The 2,149-nt window shown below is 49.3% G+C and carries 1 protein-coding gene and 1 pseudogene; both read left to right on the top strand.

The genetic code is table 11. The features are described from left to right. Nucleotides 1-304: 304 nt before the first annotated feature. The gene (gene araD / locus F3H12_RS12970) at nt 305-994 is read left to right on the top strand and encodes an L-ribulose-5-phosphate 4-epimerase (RefSeq protein ID WP_149679732.1); all 690 of its coding nucleotides are present in this window, start codon (nt 305-307) and stop codon (nt 992-994) included. A gap of 70 nt (nt 995-1,064) precedes the next feature. Next, nucleotides 1,065-2,063 (top strand): annotated as a pseudogene (locus F3H12_RS12975) (FGGY family carbohydrate kinase); the annotation flags it as partial. Nucleotides 2,064-2,149: the final 86 nt, after the last annotated feature.

Here is a 2,149-nt window from a genome sequence, read left to right on the forward strand (position 1 = left end):
TTGTGTATACCATCCTTTAAGACTATCAAATATATGTGGGGGGTGAAATATTCACGCGATAATCTTAAGGGTGAAATTATCATACGATAAAGACATGCGGGCATATCGCGTATGTACAAGTATCAATAAAATATGGTAAGCTAAGACTGTGTTAAGCTTTTATCAGACCTGCGAAAGGCAAAGTGGCTCTATGATTGCCCAAGAGACGAAAAAAATGGATCGGGCTTGCCGTAAAGCTTCGGCTCATGGATGCCGGCAGATTGATGAAAGCGGAAATAATATATGCAGCAAGGAGGGACATACTATGTTGGAGGAATTGAAGGAAATAGTGTACAGGGCAAATCTTGCTCTGGTGGAATATGGCCTGGTAAAGCTGACATGGGGAAATGTAAGCGGCATAGACAGAAGCAAAGGCTTGGTGGTTATCAAACCCAGCGGCGTGGCCTATGATGAGATGAAGGCCGAGCACATGGTTGTGGTCGACCTGGATGGAAAGGTTGTTGAGGGCAACCTGAAACCTTCTTCCGATACTCCCACGCATCTTGTTCTTTACAGGCATTTTGAGGGTGTAGGCGGTGTCGTCCATACCCATTCCAACTGGGCAACCAGCTTTGCTCAGGCGGGCAGAGGCATTCCGGCCCTGGGTACCACCCATGGCGATACCTTCTATGGGGAAGTGCCCTGCACCAGGAAACTCACCGAGGAAGAGATCCGCGGCGCTTACGAGGAAGAAACCGGCAATGTGATAGTGGAGACATTCATGGGTAAGAATCCATTGGATATACCTGCTGTCCTGGTGAACCAGCATGGACCTTTTTCCTGGGGAAAGGATCCCATGGATGCCGTCGAGCATGCCGTTATCCTTGAAGAGGTGGCAACCATGGCCTTCAAGACCATCATGTTGTCTCCCGGAATCGGTCCGATGGATCAGGCGCTTTTGGACAAGCATTTCCTGCGCAAGCACGGGGCAAACGCCTATTATGGCCAGAAATAGGACTCTGCCGTGTTTCCTGCCTTCGGGAACCGGATAGGTAAATATCAGTCCAGTATTTGGGGGTAATTTTATGAATCTGAGCGATATCAGAAATGACATCATTAATGGCAGGACTGCGATTGGCATCGAACTGGGTTCAACCCGCATCAAGACCGTTCTTGTCAATTCCAACAATGAACCCATTGCCTCCGGAAATCATAACTGGGAAAACAAATACGTCAACAATATCTGGACGTATGATCTGGAGGATGTCTGGAAGGGCTTGCAGGACAGCTATGGCAACATGGTAAAGGACGTGGAGGCAAAATACGGTGTCAAGCTCCAAACTGCCGGGGCTATTGGTATCAGCGCCATGATGCACGGCTATCTGCCCTTTGACAAGTCCGGAAAGCTTCTGACCAATTTCCGTACCTGGCGCAATACCATTACCGGACAGGCGTCCGAGTTTCTGACGAAGTATTTCAACTATCCCATTCCTCAAAGATGGAGCATAGCTCACCTCTATCAGGCCATCCTGAACGGGGAGGATCATATACCCGAAATTGACTTTATCACCACATTGGCCGGCTATGTCCACTGGAAGCTGACGGGCCAGAGGGTATTGGGCATCGACGACGCGTCGGGCATGTTCCCCATCGATATCCAAAAGAGCGATTTTAACGCCAAAATGATCGAGCAGTTCAATGAGCTGGTGAAGCCGAAGAACTATCCATGGCGCCTGGAAAACATCCTGCCCAAGGTTCTGGTGGCAGGTCAGAACGCCGGAACGCTTACCGAAGAAGGAGCAAGGCTTCTGGATGTTACCGGGCAACTGAAACCCGGTATTCCGTTCTGTCCGCCTGAAGGTGACGCCGGTACCGGTATGACAGCCACCAACAGCGTGGCGGTTCGCACCGGTAATGTATCGGCCGGAACATCGGTTTTTGCCATGGTGGTTCTGGAAAAGGAACTGTCTGCGGTTTATCCTGAACTGGACCTGGTGACTACCCCCGACGGCAAACTGGTGGCCATGGTGCATTCCAACAATTGTACCTCGGATTATGATGCCTGGATGGCATTGTATAATGATACCAGAAATTAAGACAGACAAAACGGCCAAAATAAGTTAGAATGGAACTATGGAAAAGAGAAGAAATTTTACACCGGAAGAAAAAG

This window comes from Thermoclostridium caenicola, assembly GCF_900142095.1.
Taxonomy (GTDB): domain Bacteria; phylum Bacillota; class Clostridia; order DSM-8532; family DSM-8532; genus Thermoclostridium_A; species Thermoclostridium_A caenicola.